Raw genomic sequence first — 20762 nt, forward strand, 5'->3', positions numbered from 1 at the left:
CTAGCCCTCCACTTTTTGGATGCACCAAGAAATCAAGGTTTCTAGGCGTTCCACATTTTCAGTCATATGAAGATAGCCCATGACCGCTTCAAAACCAGTAGACATACGATAGGTCACCACATCCGCATTCTTAGCCTTGGTATGACTGTTGGTATTGCGACCCCGTTTATAGATTTCTTCCTCTTTTTCCGTTAGGATTTCTTCTTCCAGCATAAGGGAAATCAAATGTGCCTGAGCCTTAGCTGATACATACTTGGTTGCCTCTTGGTGGAGTTTATTGGGCTTGGTCATACCTTTGAGAATGAGATGGCGACGAATATACATAGAATATACTGCATCTCCTTCAAAAGCTAGAGCAATCCCGTTAATGAGATTGACATCAATCACGTGTCCACCTCACTCCATCCTTGGTGTCAAGTAGCTTAATCCCTTGTGCAGCTAGTTGATCACGGATTTGGTCAGCTGTCGCAAAGTCACGATTGGCACGCGCTTCTTGGCGTTTTTGGATCAAGGCTTCAATCTCTTCATCCAAAACTTCCTCGACAAAGACAATACCAAAGACCTCTAACATAGCTGCAAGAGCTTCCTTAACAACCGTATCATAGTTTCCTGAGTTGATCCATTTAGCCATTTCAAAGACAACTGTGATTCCATTAGCTGTATTGAAATCCTCATCCATAGCAGCTACAAACTTATCTTTAAATGCCTGTAACTCCTGAGCATCTACAGTTCCAGTAAATGGTTGTTCATAGGTATTCTTCAAATACTTGAGATTTGTCTCTGCATCACGCACTGCTTTTTCTGTAAAGTTGATTGGTTTACGGTAATGCTGAGTCGCAAAGAAAAATCGCAATACTTGACCGTCGATAGTTTTGAGAGCATCGTGTACCGTAATGAAGTTTCCCAAAGACTTAGACATCTTGACATTGTCGATATTGACAAAGCCATTGTGCATCCAGTAGTTGGCGAAGGTCTTGCCTGTTTTAGCTTCTGACTGGGCAATTTCGTTGGTGTGGTGCGGAAACTCAAGGTCAGCTCCACCACCATGAATATCGATGGTATCTCCTAAAATCTCAGTTGACATGACTGAACACTCGATGTGCCAGCCTGGGCGACCTGGTCCCCATGGACTATCCCAAGAAATCTCACCTGGTTTAGCAGCTTTCCAGAGGGCAAAGTCCACAGGATTTTCCTTACGAGCAGTTTCTTCATCTGTACGACCTGAAGCACCGAGCTCCAAGTCTTCCAAGGTTTTATTGGCCAACTTAGCATAGTTATGAGATTTTTCTACACGAAAATAGACATCTCCTTGGCTCTCATAGGCATAGCCCTTTTCAATCAAGTCTTCTACAAAACGAATAATATCATCCATAAACTCGACTACACGAGGATGACGAGTTGCAGGTTTCACCCCCAAAGCCGTCACATCCTCACGAAAGGCAGCAATGTACTTGTCCGCTACTTCCTGAGGTGTGATGCCTTCTTCCTTGGCACGGTTGATAATCTTATCATCCACATCAGTGAAGTTGGAAATGTAGGCTACTTCATAGCCACGATATTCAAAATAGCGACGAATGGTATCGAAGGCTACTGTTGAGCGAGCATTCCCCACGTGGATATAGTTATAAACTGTCGGCCCACAGACATACATCTTAACCTTGCCGTCCTCGATTGGGACAAATTCTCGCAAATCACGAGACATGGTGTCATAGATTTTAATCATAAAATAATAGTCAGGAAAGCTAAAATTCATAAACAGATATTTTCATAACTAAACTGTTCAACTAAATTTTAGTCCGATTGCCTGTCACAAATCGGATTTCCTTGCTCCTTTCTAAACATAAAAGAAGAATGAAGTAAAAAGATGAAGGGAGTCACTACGGAAGTTTTATTGCTATGTTTTCCGTTAGGCTCCCTTCCTTTCTTGTTTCGAATTTATCGTAAAGACTAGTCTAAACTAACTCTCGAGCAATGACTAGGGCAATCTCAAAGAAAGTCATAGCATCCGCTTTTCTATCCTCGCGTCTAGCATCCCATTCATGATTGTGATGGTCGACATAGTCAGCTGTGTAGAAAAATTGATAGACATTGGCTTGTCGATATTGGGCCCAGGCCATGATAGCTGAAGCTTCCATATCTACAACTCTAGCTCCTGCTGCTAGTCTTCGTTTGACCTTAGCGGCTGTCTCACGATAGAAGGCATCTGTGGTCCAAGACTTTGTTCGAATATGCTCAATGCCAGCTTTATCCAAGGCTTTTTCCATAGTTAAGAGTAGAGATTGGTCATAAGCTATCTCATCACTTGCTGGAGCATAGTGATAACTAGTACCTTCATCACGTAAAGCCGAGCTTGGTAGGATAATCTTATCTGCTTGAATAGACTGGTCTAAAACTCCGCAAGATCCCAAAACGATAAAGTTCTTAAATCCTCTTGCTTTGAGTTCTTCTAAGAGTCCAACAACCATTGGAGCTCCAATCGTAGCCATAGCAACTGCTACCTTACTCCCATCTTTTTCATAGATATACCATGGCAGTTTGCCATTTAGATTGGTAAGATAGCCACCTTCGTAGACACCATCTATCTGCTTAACTCGTTCAAGGATTTCTCCATTAAAAGACAAGATAATGGTATCACAGATTTCTCCACCACTACGGAGGCTTCGATCAGTTGGCTCGATAACAGCAGGTACATTTTCAAATTCTTCTAATAGCATTTATTACTCTTTCGCATTCAGATAAACCACTTGGGTTTGTTTGACAAAGCCAATCTTTTCATATAAGCGTTTGGCACCTACGTTGCTGCCCTCTACTGCAATCTGAAATTCCTTATCATTTTGCTCAATGAGTTGGTTGACAAGGGATTTTGCTAAGTAGCTTCCATAACCTTTTCCACGATTGACTTCAGCAATCGCAAGTCCATAAAGGTAATTGCATTTTCCAGACACATCGATCGTACAAACGCCAATCACTTGACCTTCTTTGAGTAATATGTAAAGCAGACTATCAGGATCCTTCAAGGCCTCCGAAATGTATCTGTGGCTCACTTCCGATGCTTCCACTTCATCTGAAAAGGTTTGGTGGTGGAGCTGGGCAATGGCTTCAAGATAAGAAGGTTCTGCCAAGAGCACATCGACATCCGAACGGGAATCTAATGCATAAGCAGTTCGATCACGTCCTAACCAGGTTTCTGTCTCTTCATCCTCGACCAATCCCCAGTTACTGACAAAATCAGGATGACGCTCTAGAAAAATACGTTCTGTCTGAAAAGTAACTGAACGAATAGAAAAAGCAGCCGTTTCTTTCTCAAAACTCGTAAACAAAGCACGCGCAATTCCCTGACGGCGATGATTGGGATGAACCAGTATCGTCACTTCCACATCTTGGTCATCAGCATAGACAGTTAACAAACCAACAAGTTCGCCTTTTTCGTAAAAAAGGAAAAATGCGGGCATGCTTAGATCAAAATTAAGCATGTTAGAAAGATAAGGATCACGATAAGTTCCATCATAGGCTTGGCAACAGTTAATTAGTTTTTTCGCCTCAGATAACTCCTCTTGGCTTAACTTATTTCTTGCTTGAATCATATAGATATCCTCTACAGCTCGGACGATCTATGACTGGCATCTCTCGCTTGCTCGAGTTTATTGACGTAGTATTCCCGTTTTCCTTCAACTTCATGAATGGTTGGTTCATCCTTTTGACCATGCACTCGGACAATCTTGGCAGGAATACCCACAACCGTCACGTCGCTAGGAACGTCTGCTACAACGACCGCTGCAGCACCGACCTTGGCATTTTCACCGATTTCTACAGGCCCGATAACTTGGGCATGTGCAGATATGAGAGCTCCCTTACGCACGGTCGGATGTCGTTTGCCAATATCCTTCCCTGTCCCACCAAGGGTTACCCCATGGTAGAGAAGAACGCCTTTTTCAACGATAGCCGTCTCCCCAATCACAAGGCCAGAACCGTGGTCGATAAAGACACCTGATTCGATCTGAGCTCCTGGGTGAATCTCAATCTGCGTCCAAAAACGCCAAAACTGGCTGTGCATACGAGCTAAGAGCTTAAAACCATGGTTCCATAGAAAATGAGAGAGACGGTGGGCAGCCAAGGCTTTCACACCAGGATAAGTCAAAAGAACCTCCAAAGTGGTGCGAGCCGCTGGATCATTTTCTTTTACGATATCAATGGTTTCACGCCACCATCCCATACAATTCTCCTTTTCTTATTCTGAGTCTTTTGGTGTTTCTGTAGTTTCTTTCTTAGGTTTGTTGTCCTTGTGGTGGTGACGAGGACGATCGCCATGACGATGACCCTTTTCACCTTTTTCTTCTGAATGTTCAGGTTTCGGTGGACGTGGCAAGAGTGCTTTCATTGAAGCATCTACACGACCTTTTTCGTCAATCTTGATAATCTTAACATCCACTTCATCACCAATGGCTACCAAGTCTTCGACACGATTAGTACGAGTCCAAGCCATTTCAGATATATGAACGAGGGCATCTGTCTTGTCAAAGAGGTTGACAAAGGCACCGAATTTCTCAATACGCACAACTTTGGCATGGTAAACTTCATCCACTTTCGCTTCACGAACCAAACCAGCAATGATTTCTTTAGCGCGGTTAATAGCTGCTTGGTCGCTCGAGTAGATCGATACGTTCCCTTCTTCGTCAATATCAATCTTAACGCCTGTTTCAGCGATGATCTTATCGATGGTTTCTCCACCCTTACCGATGACAATCTTAATCTTGTCCACATCAATCTTGATGGTATCAATTTTCGGAGCAGTTGGAGCCAATTCTGGACGAACTTCTGGAATCGTTGCTTCAATCACGTCAAGGATTTCAAAACGAGCTTTCTTGGCTTGGGCAAGAGCTTCCGTCAAGATTTCCGCAGTAATCCCTTGGATCTTGATATCCATTTGAAGGGCTGTAATCCCGTCACGAGTTCCTGCAACCTTGAAGTCCATGTCTCCAAAGTGGTCTTCCAAACCTTGGATATCTGTCAAAACTGTGTAGTTGTTTCCATCTGAGATAAGACCCATTGCAATACCAGCTACTGGCGCCTTGATTGGCACACCACCAGCCATAAGGGCAAGTGTTCCCGCACAGATAGAGGCTTGAGAAGAAGAACCGTTTGATTCCAAGACTTCTGCTACTAGACGAATCGCATATGGGAATTCTTCCAAACTTGGCAATACTTGAGCAAGGGCACGCTCACCAAGAGCACCGTGACCAATTTCACGGCGACCTGGAGCACCGTAACGTCCAGTTTCCCCTACAGAGTATTGTGGGAAGTTATAGTGGTGCATAAAGCGTTTCTTGTACTCTGGATCCAAACCATCGATGATTTGCGTTTCACCCATTGGCGCCAAAGTCAAGATAGAAAGAGCTTGCGTTTGTCCACGAGTGAAGAGACCTGAACCGTGTACGCGAGGAAGGAAATCAACAACCGCATCCAAAGGACGGATTTCGTCGACCTTACGACCATCAGGACGGACCTTGTCTTCTGTGATCAAACGGCGCACTTCTGCGTGTTCCATTTGTTCCAAGATTTCAGCTACATCACGCATGATACGGTCAAATTCTTCGTGGGCTGCATATTTTTCTTCGTAAACTGCTGTTACTTGGTCTTTTACTGCTTGAGTTGCAGCTTCACGCGCCAATTTTTCTTCAACTTGGACCGCTTTTTGAAGGTCACTGTTGTAGGCTGCGATGATTTCAGCTTGCAAGTCAGCATCTACATGAAGCAATTCTACTTCTGCTTTTTCCTTACCGACTGCCGCAACGATTTCTTCCTGGAAGGCAATCAATTCTTTGACAGCTTCGTGCCCTTTCAGAAGAGCTTCCAACATGATTTCTTCTGACAATTCTTTGGCACCAGACTCTACCATGTTGATAGCGTGCTTCGTACCTGCTACTGTCAATTCAAGAAGCGATTGCTCTGCTTGTTCTTGACTTGGGTTGATGATGATTTGGCCATCAACATAACCTACTTGTACTCCAGCGATTGGCCCGTCAAACGGAATATCTGAGATAGACAAGGCCAATGATGAACCAAACATAGCTGCCATTGGTGCAGATGCATTTTCATCGTAAGAAAGAACCGTATTGATCACTTGCACTTCATTACGGAAACCTTCCGCAAACATCGGACGAATTGGACGGTCAATCAAACGCGCTGTCAAAGTCGCATCTGTTGAAGGACGTCCTTCACGTTTCATGAAGCCACCAGGAAACTTCCCAGCTGCATACATTTTTTCTTCGTAGTTGACTTGAAGCGGGAAGAAATCCCCAGTTGCCATCTTCTTAGACATAACAGCAGCAGTCAAGACAGTTGACTCACCATAACGCACGACAACAGAGCCATTTGCTTGCTTAGCAACCTGACCAGTCTCTACGATCAACTCACGACCCGCAAAAGTCGTTTGAAACACTTGTTTTGTCATTTTAATCCCCTTTGGATTGATAATATTATACGCCTTGCCTACAAAGATCAAGATACAAATCATTAGAAAGGATTGATGCTATAGCATCTAAGCCTTTAACGCTAATCGCTATCATGCGATTAGCTAAATGCTTTACTAACTCTCTCGTCAAATATCATCTATTTGATTCGCTCGTGTCGCTAAACCTTGCAGTTTGAATTCATTGTATTATTTAATACCCTCATCTTTGTATCAAGTACGTACAGAGTCTATTTTATCATATTTTTCTTAAAAAGTGCGGCCTTTTCTATTAAAAAGGAACCATTCCTCCATGAAAAGAAGAATGGTTTGCTTTTTATTATCCTAAAGACTGGTGATTGAACAAGGCATGGGTTGCTTGGTGGATATATTGGGCAGTTTCTGCATTGTTCATAGTGTAAAGATGCACACCTGCTACGTCTTGCGTTACCAAGTCCACGATTTGGTCTACGGCATAGGCAAGTCCTGCTGCTCTGAGTGACTCAGGGTCATTCTCATACTTGTCCAAGATAGCCTTAAACTTACGTGGAAGATGAATATTCTCACAAGTCTTCAAGAGACGAAGCGCTTGGTTACGGTTGAGGATTGGCATGATCCCTGCATGAATGGGCACATCAATCCCAGCCAAGGTACACTTGTCTTGGAAATCGTAGAAACGCTCATTGTCAAAGAAAAGCTGAGTGACAAGACTTGAACAGCCTGCATCTACTTTTTTCTTGAGATTTTGAATATCTGAGATTTGGTTTGGCGAATCAGGATGTCCTTCTGGGTAACAAGCTCCAATAATTTCAAAATGTGGCGACTGTTCCTTGATAAATTCGATCAAATCTGTCGCGTAATGGAAATCTTTTTGTGGCTCCACATCAGGAATGATATCTCCACGAAGAGCCAAGATTTTCTGAACCCCAACCTTATCCAAATCTGCAATAGTCTCAGCCACCTTATCCTTAGTTAGATAGATAGCTGGCAAGTGAGCAATGGTCGGAATCTCCAAGTCATTTTGGATATAGTCTGCCAAACGAACCGTCGTCTCTTTGATATTAAATTTATTATTGCTGGCAGTCACACTGATAAAGTGTGGCGCCAAGTCCTGCATATCTTTCAGGGCCGCAATAATTTTGTCATTGCCTACTGCTGGGTTTGGAGGGAAAACTTCAAATGAGAGGGACGGTGTTTGACGTGACATATGTATGAACCTTTTCTAGTTGATTTCTTACTGATCAACCATGTATGGAGAACTGTCTTTTCTTACAATTTCTCACGCGCAGCTTTCGCAGCTTCTACAAGGCGGATCAAGCTTTCTTTCGTTTCTGGAATACCACGTGTTTTCAAACCACAGTCAGGGTTGATCCAAACTTTTCTGCTTGGTACTTTCGCAAGGATTGCTTCGATTGTGTGGTCGATTTCGCCTTCGTTAGGCACACGAGGTGAGTGGATATCGTAAACCCCAGGTCCAACTTCTGTTTGGAAGTTTTTCGCTTTGAGTTCGTCCAAGATTTCAAGGTTTGAACGGCTAGCTTCAAATGAGATAACGTCTGCATCCAAGTTGTCGATAGCTGGGATGATATCTGTAAATTCTGAGTAACACATGTGAGTGTGGATTTGTGTGTCTGGCGCTACTGTTGAGTGTACCAAACGGAAGGCTGGAATAGCCCAGTCAAGGTAGTCTTCGTACCAGTCGCTACGACGGAGTGGCAATTTTTCGCGAAGAGCAGCCTCGTCGATTTGGATGATTTTCACGCCTGCGGCTTCAAGGTCAAGAACTTCATCCTTGATAGCAAGAGCGATTTGAAGAGTAGAATCCTTGATAGAGATGTCTTCACGTGGGAATGACCAGTTAAGGATAGTAACAGGTCCAGTCAACATACCTTTAACAGGTTTGTCAGTACGGCTTTGTGCATAGCTAGACCATTTCACAGTGATAGGGTTGAGACGAGTCACATCACCCCAGATGATTGGTGGTTTAACCCCACGCATACCGTATGATTGTACCCAACCGTTCTTAGAGAAGAGGTAACCTGACAAGTTTTGACCGAAGTACTCAACCATGTCATTACGCTCGAATTCACCGTGTACAAGCACGTCAAATCCAACTTCTTCTTGCCATTTGATCCATTCATCGATCGTTTCAGCAAGGAAGGCATCGTATTCTTCTTGTGACAATTCACCCTTACGGAAGGCCAAACGTTTCGCACGAACTTCCTTAGTTTGAGGGAATGAACCGATTGTTGTTGTTGGAAGAGCTGGAAGTTTGAATGCTTCTTCTTGGATAGCTTCACGTTCTGTGAAGGCTGGCAAACGAGTGTAGTCTGCGTCAGTCAATCCAGCGATACGCGCACGAAGTTCAGCATTTTCACCAACACGTTCAGTCGCAAAGAGTTCTTTGTTTGCTGCAAGAGCTTCTGCTCCTTGACCGTTGCGGATAGCATCCAAGTCACGGATTTCATCCAATTTTTCAACTGCAAATGCAAAGTGGTTCAAGATAGCTGGTTCAAATTCTTCGTTAGCAGTTGTAAATGGCACATGAAGAAGTGAACATGAGCTTGTCAAAACAATGTTTTCAGCAGGGATTTGCTCAAGAACAGCCAAGCTCTTTTCGTAGTTGTTGCGCCAGATGTTCTTACCATTGACAATACCTGCATAAAGAGTCTTGTCAGCTGGGAAGCCACCTTTAACGAGTTCAAGAGTTTTCTTACCTTCAACGAAGTCAAGACCGATAGCATCTACTGGCAATTTGACAAGGTCAGCGTATACGTCACGAACGTCACCGAAGTATGTTTGAAGCAAAACTTCAAGACCTTTCTTGTCAGCCAAAAGCTTGTTGTAGAGGTTCAAGAAGAGGGCTTTTTCTTCAGCAGTCAAGTCTTTTACAAGAGCAGCTTCGTCCAATTGGATACGAGTCGCACCAAGTTCAGCCAATTTTGCAAAAACTTCTTGGTATGCAGACACTAAACTATCTACGAAGTCTTCTGCTTTTACGCCTTCTTCAAAGTCTGACAATTGAAGGAAAGTGAATGGACCTACAAGGACAGGACGAGTGTTGAGACCAAGTTCTTTAGCTTCTTGGAACTCATCAAAGATCTTGTGTCCAGCCAATTTTACTTGAGTGTCTTTTTCAAATTTTGGAACGATATAGTGGTAGTTAGTATTGAACCATTTTTTCATCGGAAGGGCACGAACATCCCCTTTTTCTCCTTGGTAACCACGTCCCAAAGCAAAGTAGCGTTCAAGATCAGATAATTCTAAGTTTTGTACTGATGCAGGAACTACGTTGAAAAGGAAGGCAGCATCAAGGAAGTTGTCATAGTGAGAAAAGTCATTTGATGGGATTTCAGTGATGCCTTTTTCTTTGACGATGTTCCAGTGTTTTGCACGCAATTCTTTAGCAGCAGCCAAAAGTTCTTCTTCTGAGATTTCTTTTCTAAAGTATTTTTCAGTTGTAAATTTTAATTCGCGGAATTCACCCAAACGAGGGAATCCGATAATTGTAGTTGACATGTTTTGTCCTCCAAAAATTGTTGTTGAAACTATCTTAACAGAAAAGAAACTGTCTGTATAATTGTAAAAAATTAGGCTTTGATATAGTTTCAAACTATACCACAATTTAAAACACAAAAAAAGATTTGGAGAAGATTCCCCAAATCCTTTGATAGACAATGATTAATAGAGTTTTTAAATATCTACGTTTAGAACAAAATATTAGTGAACCGAGAACTGACTATGGCTTGCTATTAGAAAAGACTATAGGTTGATTTTTCTTTTGTAATTCTGATATTTCCCTGAAAAGTGCGGACGGGAGGTAAAATTATCCAGTGAATGATTTTAGCAAACCAAGTCATTTCATCCCTATCAACCTTTTTCCTGTTCAAGTGGGACGACTGCTAGTGTCTTTCCTAAACTGGCTAAAACTTTTAAGACGGTATCTAACTGAGGGCTAGTCTTACCTGTTTCCATTCTAGCTATGACAGGCTGACTTACTCCACTGAGTTCTTCTAGCTTTTTCTGACTAATTCCTTGCTCACGTCTAGCCTCAATCAATTCACTCATGATTGCCACCCGCATATCACTTTCAAGGATTTCCTCCTTGGTGAAGAGTTGAGACCGGACATCCTTCCAGTTACTTCCAATGGCACTATTTTTCATCACTTAACCCTCTTTCTTTTAAGTCCTTCAGTTCACGCTTGGCTTTTTCAATTTCTCTCCTAGGAGTTTTCTGAGTCTTTTTGACAAAATGATGTAAAAGAACAAAACTCCCATCAACCCAAGCTACAAATAAAATCCTATCCCTAAGAGGTCTTAATTCCCATATCTCATCTTCTAAATGTTTCATATAGGGTTCACCAGCTTTAGTCCCATGCTGACTAAGCAACTCAATATAGTCGTTTAGTTTATTCAGTTTAATACGACTATCTTTACTTTTACGACTGACCAATTCTCTCATATAATCTAAGACTGGCTCGTTTCCATTTTTGTCCTTATAGAAGTAAATCGTATGCACCAAACAACCTCTTTTCAATTTAATTATAACTTAAAAGTTATTAAAAGTAAATCCAAATACTTATAAAAGAAGACCTTAGAATCATTCTAAAGGTCTCATCTTTATTATTCGAAAAAATTACGAAAAGAGTTTTGAATTGGAGCAAATCCTTGCTATTACTCCAGCTCTACCCCCTTGTCACGGAGATTAGCCAGACACTCCTCATAGTAGGCAGCGTCATGCTCGCTATAGATAGGACTATTCAGCTTTTCCTCTGCTAAGTTTTCATAGGAAGGACAGGTCTTACCTCGGTAGTTCTTGTCCAGCCACTCTGGACTGACATTGTAGCCACGGTCAGCCATCTCCTCCATGATCAAACGATGATAGGCATAGAGACGATAGGGCGAGTGGGTAAAGACATAGTCAACCGTCGCATGCTTTTTGCCCCAGCCATTGCCACGAAGGGCGCAGCACTCTCGATGTTGTCCCAAGAGCTGAGGTCGGGGAAGTTGTGGTATCAAATCCTCATGCCAAAGTCTCATGGGAGTCTCCTTTCAGCAGGGTAGAATCTTGCAGATAAGCATTTGGGTAACGCTCAAGCAAGTCTCGAGTCCTAGCAATCAAATCTTCCTTAGAAGCTTGACCAAAACGATAACGCTCCAGTAAAAACATATAATCCTTGCGTTCAGTCTCCGTTGCTTTCTTCTTGAAATAGCCCCAAATATGCTGAAAGGCATTGCAAACCTGACCTCTATGTTCTGGAATCTGGCAGGCACGATCAATCATCTCTTGAACCTGACTCAGCTCCACCACTTCTTGCTTGAGATACTGGCGAATGTCCTTGTAAATATTGCTGGAATGGCTCAAAACAAGGTATTTATTTTCCGCCCAGAGTTGCTGACAAAGGGCACGTTGGTTGTTGTTTTCCATATTTCTCCTAACTTTTTACTAGTTTCCAGGAAATACGGAAACAAAGTTGTAAATTAATAATGAGCGAATCAATTAAGCCTATCACCCTTTAAAGTTTTTCAAAAACTCTTTGAGTTCAGCATCAGCTTCTGGTGTGGTTCCGTGGAGTTGGTTGAGCATTTCAAGTAGAGAAGCTGTTTGGCTTTCTATTGCTTGATTTGTCTCGTTAATCTTGCTGACGATGTCTGTCAATGGCTCTACTTCTTCTTCCTCAAAGGTATCTACGTAACGAGGGATGTTGAGGTTATAGTCATTTTCGACGATTTCTTCATAGCTTGCTAGGTAGGCAAACTTATCAATCTCCTCACGTGACTTGTAAGCTTCCAGAATCTTCTCGATATGGGCATCCGTCATGATATTTTGGTTTTTGCCTTTATCAAACTCCTTAGAAGCATCGATAAAGTAGACATCACGATTGGTACGGTTCTTTTTGAGAATGATAACCGTGGTCGGAATGCTGGTATTAAAGAAGATATTGGCTGGTAGACCGATAACCGTATCAATAGCCCCTTCTTCTAACAAGGCCTTACGAATGGTTCCCTCCGCATTGCCACGGAAGAGAACACCGTGAGGAAGGACGATAGCCATAACCCCATTATCCTGCTTGAGGTGGTAATATCCATGCAAGAGAAAGGCAAAGTCAGCCTTGGACTGAGGCGCCAGTTTCCCAAAAGGAGAGAAACGAGGGTCATTCAGGAATCCAGAGCTTGCAGACCACTTGGCAGAGTATGGTGGGTTCATGAGAACACCGTCAAAGTTGGTCGGTTCTTGAGTCGGCCAGTCTTCATCCAGTGTATCGGCATTGTGTAGAAATTGATTCTCAACCGGAACCCCGTGTAGAATCATGTTCATCCGAGCTAGGTTATAGGTCGAGGTATTGAGCTCCTGACCAAAGTAGACGACTGTCTGCGGTTTATGAGAGTATTTCTTGGCATTGAGCAAGAGAGAGCCAGACCCCATAGTCGCATCATAGATGGTAAAACCTAGCTGGTCTTCACGACCCAAAAAGGCAATCTGAGTCATGAGCTTGGCAACAGGCTGAGGCGTATAGAACTCACCAGCTTTCTTGCCCGAGTCAGTCGCAAACTGACCGATCAGATACTCATAGGCATCCCCCAGCATATCGCCAGCATGACCAGCTACATCTAGCACAGCCAACTCTTTCATAACTGCTGCTACTGTTTGGTTTTGCTTTTGCGGAGTTGCCCCTAGCTTTTTAGAGTAGAGGTCGATATCTTCAAAGAGATTTTCATAGAGGTCGTCACTCTGCTCGATATCACGAAAACCTTGAGCCAAGTCTTCCAGCTGGAAAGTTCCTTCATTGACACGCGATACCAGAGCCGTAAAGGTCAGGTCTGGCTTAATGATATAGTTGAGTTCGTCATTCATGACAGAGACCAGATCCTCGTGGGTCTCCGCATCCTCGTAGTAGTTGCGATAGACCTCGAGGGCATCCTCAAGACTATCTGTCCCTTCTTCCATGGTCTCAGCCACGAAAAAGAGCATCTTGTCTGACAGATACTTATAAAAGACCATGCCCAAGAGATAGGACTTGTAGTCATTAGCATCCATCTTAGAGCGGAGAACATCCGCTGAGTTCCACAGGGCTTGGTAGAGCGACTGGGACGTTTGTGTTGTTTCCATAATGTTTCTTTCTATCCTTAATCATTTCAACAATACATAAAAATAGTTTAATTAGCTTTATCCAATACAATTGCTTTAAACTCTAAATAATCATATTTTGTAAATATATAATTCAATTGTGGAATATACCTATTCACTTTTACTATAGCGTTTAGCTCCATTTCTGTTAACGTATCTAATCTATAAGTTGCAAATTCTCTTGTGTCTTCTATTATCTTGTAACAGATATCGTAATAATCTCTTGAATAACTTTCGAAAAATGGTTGAAAAGACGTATTTACACAACGATTATACAAGGCTATCATCTCATTCAATGGTTCATCACAATATTTCAGAAAAGGTCGTATCATTCCACCTTTTTTAATCCCCATACCCTTATAGCGTGTTTCTAATTTTTTAATGAATGGCAAATACTTCAAATAGTAATAATCTATTTCAAACTTTTGATTCTTAAGTTCTTCTTTTAAAATAGTTTTAAATTCTTTTTCAAGAGATTTTTTAAAATTTACTCTATCCCAAAATACAAATGCCAGAATTCCTAATATTACAGTTGCAACAAAACCTAAGGCGGCATAATATGTATTAGTTAGTGAATTTACTGTATTTAATAAATCTTCATTACCCAAAATTAATCTCCTATATAAACATTTCCTGCAAGAGTTTCTTTTTCAGTGTTTCTAGCTGAGAAATTTTTTCTTGGTGAGCAGCGATGAGGTTATCGAGATTAGAGAAATAAGAGCCGATAGCTTGTTGTTCTTCAAGATTTGGAAATACAAATTTCAAGCTAGAAAAGTCTTTAAAACTAATACTTTTCCCATCTCGAATTCCATAGGTAACTGTCTCTAACCGTTTTATAAACTCTTTCGAAGTTAAAATCGAGTTCCAAAAACCTGATAAGTGATTTTCTTTATCAATAAAATCTATAATTGTATATGCAGGTGAAGTTATTCCTTCTAATTTAGATAAAGCAAAACCTCCTTGAAAAGAACGTAAATGAATTACAAACTGACCTGGTTTGACAACCTTATAATTATTGAGAGTAGCTTCATCATACTTAATATCAATACCTATTTCATCTCTCAAAACCATACCATCAATTTGAGAAGCAGACAGCACAGGTAATAATGCTCTATTTTTCTCCGATACTGATTTAAAAATCTCATCTGCACGTTTTATTTTCCACTCACCTTCAAATCCCTCCAAACGAATCTCAGGAACAGACTGTCCAGCTTTGGGAAACATCTTGGAAAGCATGGTCACCTTGAGCGATTGGTAGTTGGCAAGATTGTCCTTGTAGCTAGCCAGAAGGTCGTCGAGGGTGCGGAAAAGAGAGCCGATGGCGGATTGTTCTTCTAATGATGCGGGTACACAAACCTTGAGATTTGATAAGGATTTTTGACTAACTCCTTTAGCAGTTCCTCCACTTGACAAAGAAGTTAATTCGTTAAATATTTTTGGGCTACGCAATAAAGTAGCTAAAAAATCTTCTCTAATTAAATCATGCTTAACTTCAAAGGCAATCGTACGTTGACTTAGAATATACAAATCATCATTAGGAATCTGTGCAACATTTCCCATTGGTGCTTCAGTAGTAAAAACAACCTGGCCTTTATGAAGATGTTTATCGCCCATCCATCGGTCATACAATTCTTGATTTCCATAATTGGCATCAACATTGAAATCAATATAGCCATTCTTTACATTTAGTGCCGATAAAGCTAGATAACCTGTATCACTCCAACTTAAACCTAATTTTTTAGGTGTTCTACCCCTGTAATCTATGATTTTTTCTATATTAGATAATAAAGGTCTTTTAACCCAATCTTTCTTTTCTCTATTAAAAATAATTTTAGGTATCATTCTTTTCCTCAACTCTTATAACTCTCTATCTAAAAATTGTTTTAGCTTTTTACGCAATTCGTCATCTAAAATTTCATTTTGTATATCTTCCTCAAAACTATTATATTTTTTATTTAAGTCATATCTAAAAAGTAATGTAAAATAAATAGCTATTTGAATTGCAGATCCAATAAGCAAGAGAAAAATAAAAAACAGGAATAATATATAAATTTCACCCACCCAATTATAGATATTTTCATTAAAAAAAGAAAATATAACGATAATAAAACTAGATATAAATCCTCTATTAACTATTGAGACTAGTCTCTTATACTCTTTTAACTTAAGTTTTGATATAAGGGAATTTGTATTTGAACTTAATAAAAAACCGTATAAAGAAAAATAAATACCAATAAAAACTGTTGAGATGGTCACTAAATTCGCATTATTTGTATAGGCATTTTTGTAAAACCAATCATATAACTCTAAATAATTTCCTAAAAAAAGAGACACTGCAACAATTAACACAATTATAGTCGATAAACTCCACCAAAAATATTTATCAATAAATTTAAGCATGACAACATCTCCTTTCTAGTTTTGGATTTTTATATGCTATTTTCAGTTACGATATCAAATTCACTCTCATCAACAGACAACAAAGAACCAAATGAAAGATAATGAACATCCTTAATACGATTCTGATCGTCATAATAATGCGATGTCATTAAATTAGCTAATTTTTCAAAATCATCAGTCTTTGAAGATGTCTTTTCCTGAATATAAAACCCTTCTTTTTTAAAATCTATTTCAGCAGGTTCATGTGTTTCTGGATTTAAAAATTCAACTTTAGCTGATATTAAGTTATCATCTTCTGGGTTTAATAAATTCAATATTCTATAAATACGTTCTATGTCCATTTCTCTCTTATACCAACTTTTTTTAAATGCTACTGTAGTAGTATTTATATCTAATTCTTCAGAAACTTCAATCATATTACCAAATAATTTTTCTAATAGCGTTTTATTGCTATCGTTGATATTTGGAAACAAATTTGACAATTGAAAACCTTCATTTTTAATTTGAATCACGATTGATTTGATACTCTCAGAAGCTTCTATCAAAGGTTTTAAACTATCTGTTTTCAAAGGCTCGAATTTCACCGAATATTTAACATTAGGAACTTTACTCTTTATAAAACTTGATAAGTACTCTCCAATTTGATTGATTGAAGGACCCAAAAATTTTCTTTCCATCAAAAAGAGATGTGAGGTGGGAATAACTAAACAAACACTAGGTTCGAAAAGGTCTCCATCAATTTGTTTAATTTCTTCTTCACCTATTTTTCCCTCATATGGTTTTTCACTACGATATTTACCAATCCAAACTGTTCTATTTCTAGGAAGGTATTCGTACCCTTCTAATGATGATCCAGTTGTTACCTGATGTAATGGAATTCTACTATTATTCATAAACATCGTATGCTGACTTCCTAATTTTACAGTTCTTTCTATAGGAGAAGATACTCGAATTATATCAATTAATTTAGACAAATCATAATCTGTCTTCTCACCATTTCTACTCAAAAAAACATTAAAATATTGAACTTTCATTTACATTAATCTCCAATTATTTTACAATCACTAAATTATCATCTTTATAATCTATGCGTCCTTCTATCTCAACATTTGGAATAAAGACATTGAAATTTAACTCTTCATTTTGCTCACAACTACTTCTTATATGGATACCTCTTGGTATTTTCTCCTCAGAATTACAGTATATTAAGTTAGCTCTGTATTTTACCACTGCATCTGGGGTTTTATTTTTAATTTGATATACAATATAGTTCTCGATGTAGGTTTGATTATGGCCCCATTTGGCCGTATTATGATTACCCTGATTTGACCATTTAGTTTGCTTATATATATTTTTTTTATTCTTCTTACTAGTATTAAAACGAGTACCCTTAAAAAGCTGTCTACCTAAAATATGGCCAGCGTCAAATCCTGTTTTTTTGAATGGCGACGTCCCTTTTGGACCTCTTCCTCTAACTTCTCTTATCGTTTTTAAAGATATAATACCATTTCCCCCAGTTGGCAGATTGTCATTAGTATCAAAATTTTTCGGATGTCCAAAGTCTATGTTAGAAAAATATTCCTTATTAATTGAGTTATCCATAACAAATGAACCCATGCAATATTTCAACTCTTTTTTTGACTCCACACCTAACTCTTTTAGCATATCATCTGTAAAAAAATCAGAGAATAGTTCTTCTTTTGGAAATTTACTCATAATTATCTCCTCTACCTCCCCACCCTCAACGGCTCAATCACCTTGGGTATAGGCTTCTTTGATTTGTTTTTTATATAAGAGTGGGTTGAGGGCATCTGACACCTCAACTTTATAGTCCTTGTAGCGCTGACTCTTGGTCAGTTGACTTTCTCCTAGTTGTTTTTTCGCTCCCTTACGGTAGTGATTGACATAGTAGCGGAGTTCATCTTCACCCACATACCAAGTCTTACTAAAGTCTTGGATATGTTGCTGGATGACTGCTTCAATCATCTGGTCAAGGATATTGGCGATGGATTGACCTCTGTAACGGTCAGGATTTGCCTGTACTTCTTGCCAAAGCTCTGAGATGATCTGGGCAAGATTTGGATTGGACTTCTCCAGACTTTGGATATAGGTATCCACTGCTTCTCTGTCTTGCGCACTGAGACTCTTTTCCGGACTCTGCTCTTGCTCGAGCAGGCTTTGAATCAAGGTCAGAATATAGGCGTAGTTAATCTCATCTACTTGGATAGACTCTAGTTCATAGTGGATATCAAAAGGTCCATCATCGTCACCTCCAGTCCCTTCTCCACCAGTCCCTTCTTCGTCACGACCTTTTAGTTCAGCAAGGATATTTTTATAGAGACCGAGATAGGCTTCGAGCAATTCATCATCTAAGCCAGCCTCTTGGTAAATCTCAGCTTCATCATACTCCTTGTAAACTCGAATAGAAGCTAGATACTTATCAAAGACTTGGTAGGCCTTGGCGATTTTTCTCAACTGAGGAATCAACATTTGTTCCAGCGGGAAGCCTTCTAGTGATTCATTAGCAATAAGATTTTGGAAATCTCTACAACTTCTCAAAAAGTTTCTCTTTTCCTCTTCCCAGCTAGGAGCTAAGACATCATTTTCACCACCATTTGAGTAGAGCTTGAGGGCATTATCAACTGCTTCCTTGAAGGCTAGAGGCTTTTGGAAGGTGATGATATGGCCATAGTTCTTACTAGAATCAAAGATACGATTGGTTCGACTAAAGGCCTGAATCAGATCCTGCGGTTTCATGGGCTTTCTGTCGATAAAAAGAGTCGATAGACAAGGGGCATCAAATCCAGTTAGGAGACGATTGACTACGATAACCAAGTCCAACTGTTCATTGCGATAGAGATACTTATCCTGTTTTCGGGCTAGACGGTTATTGACATCGGTATTAAAGCCACGAAGATCCGCCATGGTAAAGTGAGTATCAAACTCTTGGTTATAGTCCTCTAGGACCTGCTTCATGTGGTCTTGGTTGGTTCTTGAGTCTTCTTCATTCTCCGTAACGGAGTAGGTAATGGTCGCCTTTGGAAAATCCGGAAGGACCATCTTGACTCTCTCAGATACCTTGACTCGTGTCTGTCCAGCCTTGACTTTTTTGAGAAGGTCATAGTAGGCTTGGGCTTGAGGGATGGACTTGACGGTTAGGATGGCATTGTAGGTATTGCCCACTCCTTTTTGGAAGCCCAGTTGTTGGCGCGATTTATTGATAATAGCATCCAAGACTTCCAGCATGTGCTCTTCATTCTCATAGACGCTATCAGGTATGTCATTTTCAGACTGGTCTGTGATGAGGGTATTGCGATAGTCTACCTTAAAGCCTAAGACAGCACCGTCATGGATGGCTTCCTTGACTGTATACTCATGGAGACGGTCTCCATACTGTTGCTGGGTGGTTTGAGCTAGGTCACCGACCTGCTGGCGTTTATTTTCCTTAAAGATGGGCGTTCCTGTAAAACCATACCAGAGGGACTGAGGGAAAAAGGCTTTAATGTCTTTTTGTGTTTGTGGTGTCACGGCACGGTGGCATTCATCCACGACAAAGGCTACTCGGAGACCCTTGATTTTGTCCGCATCTCGTTGGTAAAGACCTTGGTCAAACTTGCGCATCATGGTGGTGATTTTCTGGATGGTTGTCACCACGACACGCTTATCATTACTTCCTAAGCGCTTGACCAGATCATGTGTATTATCCGTCTCATCGATATCGATGACATCATTGGTCGCATATGAGAGGAAGGATGATGTGGTTTGTTGGTCCAAATCCCTGCGGTCAACGACAAAAATCGTCTTTTGGATAGATGGAATTTGAAGGAGATTGCGAGCTACCTTATAAGAGGTCAAGGTCTTCCCTGAACCTGTTGTATGCCAAACATAGCCTGATGCTTGCTGGCGAGAGGCTTCCTGCACCGCTTCGATGGCATGGATCTGATAGGGGCGCAAAAGGATGAGTGATTTCTTGCTATCATCAATGACAGAATACTGCATAACCATCTGATGGGCACGAGGGATAGAAAGGACCTCATGCGCAAAGCTGGTCAGATTTGTCACAGGATGATTGTCCTTATCCACCCACTTGGTTAGAAATTGCTTGTTGAGTTTATTTTCACGAGCTGCAGCGATATAGCGAGTATCGACCTTGTTGGTCACGACAAACATCTGCAAGCTAGAGTAGATGCCACGGAACTTGCCTTCACGGTCATATTTTTTAATCTGATGAAAGGCATCGATAAATGCTGCTTGGGAACTCTTGAGCTCGATTTGAATCATGGGTAAACCGTTGATGAGGAGAGTAACATCCAATCTACGGTCTTGGTCCAGAGGATTTACTTTTTCTCTCTGAACTTGATTGACAACTTCGTAGCTAGACTTTCCTGCTGCGATATTGTCACGCCAAATGACTGACAAACGGATGGTGCCTAGACTTGCATCTTCTCTTTGAATCTCAACTTTGGCAATGCCATTTTCTCCGACCAACCACTTGGCAGCATCATAGTAGCTGACAAAGTTGAGTTGGTTCTGAATCTGGCGTTTTTCCTGCTCAGTCAAGGGATGGTCTGCTAGCAGAGCAACGTTGTTTTGGGCTAGTTTCTCAAAGAAATTGTCCCATAGTTGTTCTTCTGTTTTTAGGTCTTCTCTATAAGTCCATTGGCTTTCACCAGTTACCAGCTGGTTTATCAGTTGTTTTTCTATTTCCAGTTCTGGTTTTACCTGCATCTATATTTCTCCTTCAGGGACTGCATTCTCCCTATTATTATATCATATTCCAAGTGG

Annotated in this window: 18 protein-coding genes and 1 pseudogene; all 19 read right to left on the reverse strand. The window is 40.6% G+C overall.

The features are described from left to right. Positions 1-387, reverse strand: a complete 387-nt coding sequence (locus tag HMPREF2795_RS01600; RefSeq protein WP_061863535.1) for a Mini-ribonuclease 3 — start codon at positions 385-387, stop codon at positions 1-3. Next, positions 380-1723 carry a cysteine--tRNA ligase gene (gene cysS / locus HMPREF2795_RS01605; protein WP_075228100.1) on the reverse strand — a complete coding sequence of 448 codons (1344 nt, stop codon included), beginning with the start codon at positions 1721-1723 and terminating at the stop codon, positions 380-382. Before cysS ends, HMPREF2795_RS01600 begins: the two co-directional genes overlap by 8 nt. 229 nt (positions 1724-1952) lie before the next feature. Continuing rightward, the gene (locus tag HMPREF2795_RS01610) at positions 1953-2714 is read right to left on the reverse strand and encodes a nucleoside phosphorylase (RefSeq protein WP_075228055.1); all 762 of its coding nucleotides are present in this window, start codon (positions 2712-2714) and stop codon (positions 1953-1955) included. A 3-nt stretch (positions 2715-2717) separates the two neighbouring features. Next, positions 2718-3584, reverse strand: coding sequence for a GNAT family N-acetyltransferase (locus tag HMPREF2795_RS01615; protein WP_075228056.1), 867 nt, complete (start codon positions 3582-3584; stop codon positions 2718-2720). A gap of 11 nt (positions 3585-3595) precedes the next feature. After that, positions 3596-4213 (reverse strand): serine O-acetyltransferase, encoded by a 618-nt coding sequence (cysE, locus tag HMPREF2795_RS01620; protein WP_075228057.1) that lies wholly within the window; start codon positions 4211-4213, stop codon positions 3596-3598. Between the two features lie 15 nt (positions 4214-4228). Next, entirely contained in the window at positions 4229-6451 is a 2223-nt protein-coding gene (gene pnp, locus HMPREF2795_RS01625; RefSeq protein WP_075228058.1) for a polyribonucleotide nucleotidyltransferase, read from the reverse strand. Positions 6452-6788: 337 nt separating this feature from the next. Further along, positions 6789-7655: a methylenetetrahydrofolate reductase [NAD(P)H] gene (gene metF, locus HMPREF2795_RS01630; protein ID WP_075228059.1), complete on the reverse strand. Its 867-nt coding sequence runs from the start codon at positions 7653-7655 to the stop codon at positions 6789-6791. A 62-nt stretch (positions 7656-7717) separates the two neighbouring features. Further along, positions 7718-9967: a 5-methyltetrahydropteroyltriglutamate--homocysteine S-methyltransferase gene (gene metE, locus HMPREF2795_RS01635; protein ID WP_075228060.1), complete on the reverse strand. Its 2250-nt coding sequence runs from the start codon at positions 9965-9967 to the stop codon at positions 7718-7720. A 351-nt stretch (positions 9968-10318) separates the two neighbouring features. After that, positions 10319-10612 (reverse strand): helix-turn-helix domain-containing protein, encoded by a 294-nt coding sequence (locus HMPREF2795_RS01640; RefSeq protein WP_049504013.1) that lies wholly within the window; start codon positions 10610-10612, stop codon positions 10319-10321. Then, on the reverse strand, positions 10602-10967 hold the full coding sequence (locus tag HMPREF2795_RS01645; RefSeq protein ID WP_075228061.1) for a type II toxin-antitoxin system RelE/ParE family toxin: 366 nt from the start codon (positions 10965-10967) through the stop codon (positions 10602-10604). The genes HMPREF2795_RS01640 and HMPREF2795_RS01645 overlap by 11 nt, the downstream gene beginning before the upstream one ends. Before the next feature lie 155 nt (positions 10968-11122). Continuing rightward, entirely contained in the window at positions 11123-11488 is a 366-nt protein-coding gene (locus HMPREF2795_RS01650) for a TIGR02328 family protein (protein ID WP_075228062.1), read from the reverse strand. Then, positions 11472-11876, reverse strand: coding sequence for a YbgA family protein (locus tag HMPREF2795_RS01655; protein ID WP_075228063.1), 405 nt, complete (start codon positions 11874-11876; stop codon positions 11472-11474). Before HMPREF2795_RS01655 ends, HMPREF2795_RS01650 begins: the two co-directional genes overlap by 17 nt. Before the next feature lie 81 nt (positions 11877-11957). After that, positions 11958-13559: a type I restriction-modification system subunit M gene (locus tag HMPREF2795_RS01660; protein ID WP_075228064.1), complete on the reverse strand. Its 1602-nt coding sequence runs from the start codon at positions 13557-13559 to the stop codon at positions 11958-11960. A 47-nt stretch (positions 13560-13606) separates the two neighbouring features. Then, positions 13607-14185, reverse strand: a complete 579-nt coding sequence (locus tag HMPREF2795_RS01665) for a hypothetical protein (protein ID WP_075228065.1) — start codon at positions 14183-14185, stop codon at positions 13607-13609. Between the two features lie 10 nt (positions 14186-14195). Next, the gene (locus HMPREF2795_RS01670; protein WP_075228066.1) at positions 14196-15419 is read right to left on the reverse strand and encodes a restriction endonuclease subunit S; all 1224 of its coding nucleotides are present in this window, start codon (positions 15417-15419) and stop codon (positions 14196-14198) included. 15 nt (positions 15420-15434) lie between these two features. Beyond that, a complete protein-coding gene (locus HMPREF2795_RS01675) occupies positions 15435-15977 on the reverse strand; it encodes a hypothetical protein (protein ID WP_075228067.1) in 543 nt (180 codons plus the stop codon). Positions 15978-16006: 29 nt separating this feature from the next. Then, positions 16007-17011, reverse strand: coding sequence for a hypothetical protein (locus tag HMPREF2795_RS01680; protein WP_075228068.1), 1005 nt, complete (start codon positions 17009-17011; stop codon positions 16007-16009). Between the two features lie 16 nt (positions 17012-17027). After that, complete coding sequence (locus tag HMPREF2795_RS01685) at positions 17028-17693, reverse strand: DNA/RNA non-specific endonuclease (protein WP_075228069.1); 666 nt, start codon at positions 17691-17693, stop codon at positions 17028-17030. Positions 17694-17704: 11 nt separating this feature from the next. After that, a pseudogene (locus HMPREF2795_RS01690) lies at positions 17705-20705 on the reverse strand (HsdR family type I site-specific deoxyribonuclease). Positions 20706-20762 lie beyond the last annotated feature (57 nt).

This window comes from Streptococcus sp. HMSC056C01 (assembly GCF_001811305.1).
Classification (GTDB): Bacteria; Bacillota; Bacilli; order Lactobacillales; family Streptococcaceae; genus Streptococcus.